Below are 4,235 nucleotides of genomic sequence, written 5' to 3'. Positions count from 1 at the left end.
TGGCAACTTATAGGATACCATAAAACCATATGGAAGGGTTATTTTTTTATTGATAACTTACAACTCACAAGTAAATTAAAGGAGGTAAAATAATATGAAAAGAAAAGTATATGAAACAGGCAGCGTATCAACCTGTAATGAAATGAAATCATTCTTTACTACGATTCGTGAGTTATTCCCTGAAATTGATGCGTTTATCAGTACACATGGAGATGAATTAGTCAATGAAAGAATCTGTAAAAATAAATGTTATTCAATCAAGTTTAGAACAAGGAAAACAGTTGTGTATCTGAATGAAGATGGAGCAATGGCATAGGTAAATAGCTTGAAAATATTTGCAACACAAAAATATTCAATACAAATTAAAATTGCTGACCTATCGGCATATCGGGGAGAAAGAAGGTAAAATATCATGAACACATTCGACAGAGAGTTTCTTATTAATCATGGATTCACAGAGGATTCAGAGAAAAAAGTATTGTCAAAGTTATTCACCAAACACAACAAACTGAAGGAAATAGATGTTTCGGTCAATCTTACAGAACATTCTATGTTGCTGGCACGTAGCAAAGAGAAGAATGTAACTGTAGAGGTAAACTCTATTCAAGATAATCGCTTGATTCTCAAAAAGAATACTGGCAGATGTAGCACTGTTATTGTAAATATCCTTCTGGATGAGATTCATAATTGTCTGGTAAAGGATTACGGCAATGGGTTGTTTGAGTTTGAATTTGAAGTGAAGGATTTTAGGTATTCGCTTCATATTTCAATCTAAATAATTGGTTTACCAAAACTTACATAGCATGACTAACAAAGTACAGCGGAAAGCGGTTGTCGTATATCTGTTTTCCGCTGACAAAAGGGAGGGTGACAGTATGAAAATCAGTTGTAATAAAATCATTCTGGAAAATGTCATAATTACTGATTCAAGTATGGAAAAATCAGATGCAACTTATGAAGAATCTGTTAAAATAAGCAAGGCAGCAGAGAAAAGACATAGGAAAATACAAGGGAAAAAGGAACGTATATTTAATAAATGTAATGGGAAATGTTGTTTTTGTGGTATGAGATTACAGATGGAAAATCCAAATGAAAAGGATTATATGACATTAGACCATATCACAGCAAAATGCAAGGGCGGTACAAGCAGGGATGAAAACTTACAGGCTTTATGCTGGACTTGTAACGAATTAAAAAACCAGTTAGACAATGATACTTTTATTGATGCTGTTATCAGGGCAGGACGATATTTATATTTTCAGCGTTTGTTTGGGAAAATTCGTAATGCTTGTAAAAGAATTTGTCTTTTGTAGGGAATTGGAGGTATGCTTTTATGTAAAAAGGTATCTATATTGTCAATGAAGCTATGATGCAAGCATTTTTGGATGATATAGGGATTGATGCAAGTGTTATAGTCAATCCTGATAATGGATATACAGAAATTAAGACAAAGGACTATACATATTTGGTTACAATCGAAAAGGCGTAAATGTGTAGCGGAAAATTGTTGATTGAAAATTTTGAAAAGTCTATCTGGAATTGTAATAGGCTTTTCATAACATTGATACTTGCACACGGTTATTTGGTATGTTATACTTATAGAGAATAATAGAAGAAGGAGTGAGGTTATTATGAGAAAAAGAGAAGATGGGAAAAATTCTCAAACAGTAGCAAAAAACGCATACAACAATAGAAATTATGATAGAATTGCAATACAAGTAAATAAAGGGGAAAGAGAACATTTGAAAGAATTTGCAAAGAAAAATGGTGAAAGTGTTAATGGATTAGTGAATCGTTTATTAGCAGATGCAGTACCAGACTTTATTCCAGTGGGAGCAGAATCAGATAACCATGATAACTAATAAAGGTAAACACTAAAAAACATGATTGCATAATATCCATATAAAATTTATAATCGAACAATAAAAGGATTGGTGCTGGAAAATCATGTATAACCATGGAAAATCATGTGGAAAATTGTTGAAGCAATCCAGTGTTTATGGTATGATTATCAAGAAATCAACCGTGTTGCAGGGTGGGCTGACCTTCCATTTTAACAGAATGGGGGTGATGCCTATGAAAAATCATTTTGATTTTAAGGATTTAATGACCTTCGGGTTATTCCTTTTGGCATTGCTTACATTTATCTTTACATTTTGTAAGTAGCCATACATAGAAAAACCACTCCTGTATACTTTGGCGAGTGTCGGAGTGGATTTTCTATTTTGATATTCGGTCAACCTACTTTGTGGGCGGTTGATTTCTTTTTGTGCTTATAATATAGCATATCTAGTAATAGGATTCAAGCATTTTTTCAATCTGCAAATTGATTCTGTTTCTGGCGAATGGAATCAAGAGATTTTTCTAAAGAAACTTTATGCCACTGCTGCCTTATAATCTCATGTTGTAGTTTCTGCATCCGCTTTTCAGTATATGATTCTATCCAATTATTTAACCTAGCGGAATGAAGAATATCTGCAAGCCATAGGGAAACAGACAGGAAAATATCTTCTATCCTGCTGCCGATTCTGGAAAATCTTTTTTTGAATTTGTCAAGATTGGATTTTTTGTATATGGTGTGTTCTGTCATAGTTCTATTTCTCCTTTTGCTGGCAGATGGAAAATATATTTGTAATAATGTCTTTGTCTTATTATATATGGGATGGGTTGAAGATGCAAGGGGGATAATAAGTAACAAAACGAACCTATATAAAAACAGTAATAAAAGTATTTGATTTAAGGCTTGTTTCATGGTATATTGACAGTAATAAAACCAACGAACGTTAGAATTATTACTGTTGGAAGGAAGTGGATTAAAATGTGCGTGTATGGATATTGCAGAATCAGCACAAAGAAACAGTCTATTGACAGACAGATAAGAAATATAAAAAAAGAGTTTCCAGAATCGGTTATAGTACAGGAAGCCTATACAGGAACAAAGACAAACAGACCTGAATGGAACAAATTGTATAAAAGACTGAAAGAAAGTGATATTATCATTTTTGATTCAGTTTCAAGAATGTCCAGAAATGCAGAGGAAGGATTTTCTTTATACAAGGAACTGTTTGAGCGTGGCATTTCCCTTGTATTCCTGAAAGAACGCCATATTGATACAGATTCTTACAAAAAGGCAATGCAGGGCATTATAGATATAAATATCAAATCAGGGGATAATGCCACAGATGATTTACTTCAAGGAATTATGGCAGCTATCAATAAATTTATGATGAATAAGGTTGAACAGGATATTTACAAAGCATTTGAACAGTCTGAAAACGAGGTAATATGCCTTCAGCAAAGAACCAAAGAAGGTATTGAAACTGCTAGGCTAAATGGGAAACAGATTGGCGGTGTGACTGGAAAGAAACTTATAGTAAAGAAAGCTATTGAAGCAAAAGAAAAAATCAAGAGATATAACAAGGATTTTGAAGGTACTTTGAATAATGAGGAAACTTGGAAATTAGCAGGAATATCTAAAATGAGTTTCTACAAATATAAGAAAGAATTGCTTGCAGAACTGGCAGAACAGGAGGAATAAATAATGTTTGATGGATTGGGAATCATAGGATTATTTGCTGGAATGAAGCAGCTCATTAAAGAATCTACAGAGAAGCCAGTGCCAGTGGAATATTGGAATAATAAAGCTCTGATGCATGAGGATAAAATGAATCCTGATGTATCACCACAACAGTTTATGAAGAATCTGAAAGATGGAAAATATTGTAGTTCTGAAATTATTCCAGAGCAGTATGAAATGCCTGTTAAACCGATTGTGGATAAAGAGAAATATGAGCATGACATTATGGAATATGGAAGAGAGATTGCAGATGATAACGCTAAGCAGGGATTATATGCGTTTGTGCTAAAAGAGTATACAGATGAAGATTTAAAAGATATTATCAGGGATAAAATACGATATGAAAAAGACGTTTTAAAATACGGAAAAGAAAAATGCAATACATTAGCTAAAAAATGTGAATATTTTGATTTTAAAATAGGAACAGAAAAATGGAAGTTTGATTAATGACATGGAGAAAAAGCAATCTTAAATCTGATAAGGGTTTGAGGTTGCTTTTTAGTACCATAAAAGTGTAGTAGTTAGAGAGTAATTAACTCTGACATCTACACTTGTTTTATTATGATAGGGGAAACAGTTGATATTTCAACTTTCCGGAGAACAGCTTGAAACTATTGTTTTTACTGGTTTTAGATGTTGTTATATGGCTTATATATGC

The 4,235-nt window shown here is 32.9% G+C and carries 7 protein-coding genes; 6 read left to right on the top strand and 1 reads right to left on the bottom strand.

From position 1 onward, the window contains the following. Positions 1-94: 94 nt before the first annotated feature. The 4 genes from D7Y06_RS24165 (at position 95) to D7Y06_RS24150 (ending at position 1,862) form a co-directional block, all read left to right on the top strand. Positions 95-316: a hypothetical protein gene (locus D7Y06_RS24165; RefSeq protein WP_120410048.1), complete on the top strand. Its 222-nt coding sequence runs from the start codon at positions 95-97 to the stop codon at positions 314-316. A 96-nt stretch (positions 317-412) separates the two neighbouring features. Continuing rightward, positions 413-775 (top strand): hypothetical protein, encoded by a 363-nt coding sequence (locus tag D7Y06_RS24160; RefSeq protein WP_120410047.1) that lies wholly within the window; start codon positions 413-415, stop codon positions 773-775. Between the two features lie 100 nt (positions 776-875). Beyond that, entirely contained in the window at positions 876-1,313 is a 438-nt protein-coding gene (locus D7Y06_RS24155) for an HNH endonuclease (RefSeq protein ID WP_158591490.1), read from the top strand. A 318-nt stretch (positions 1,314-1,631) separates the two neighbouring features. After that, positions 1,632-1,862, top strand: coding sequence for a hypothetical protein (locus D7Y06_RS24150; protein WP_120410045.1), 231 nt, complete (start codon positions 1,632-1,634; stop codon positions 1,860-1,862). Positions 1,863-2,314: 452 nt separating this feature from the next. Here the strand turns inward: D7Y06_RS24150 and D7Y06_RS24140 are convergent, their stop codons facing one another. Next, positions 2,315-2,590: a hypothetical protein gene (locus tag D7Y06_RS24140; protein WP_120410043.1), complete on the bottom strand. Its 276-nt coding sequence runs from the start codon at positions 2,588-2,590 to the stop codon at positions 2,315-2,317. 228 nt (positions 2,591-2,818) lie between these two features. Here D7Y06_RS24140 and D7Y06_RS24135 point away from each other — a divergent pair, with 228 nt between their 5' ends. Further along, entirely contained in the window at positions 2,819-3,538 is a 720-nt protein-coding gene (locus D7Y06_RS24135) for a recombinase family protein (protein ID WP_120410042.1), read from the top strand. 3 nt (positions 3,539-3,541) lie between these two features. After that, positions 3,542-4,024 (top strand): hypothetical protein, encoded by a 483-nt coding sequence (locus D7Y06_RS24130; protein ID WP_120410041.1) that lies wholly within the window; start codon positions 3,542-3,544, stop codon positions 4,022-4,024. The last annotated feature ends 211 nt before the right edge of the window (positions 4,025-4,235 follow it).

The sequence above is a fragment of the Roseburia sp. 1XD42-69 genome (genome assembly GCF_003612565.1).
GTDB lineage: Bacteria > Bacillota > Clostridia > Lachnospirales > Lachnospiraceae > Roseburia_B.
Note: the sequence above shows the minus strand (reverse complement) of the source record. Positions and strands in the feature narration are given on the sequence as shown.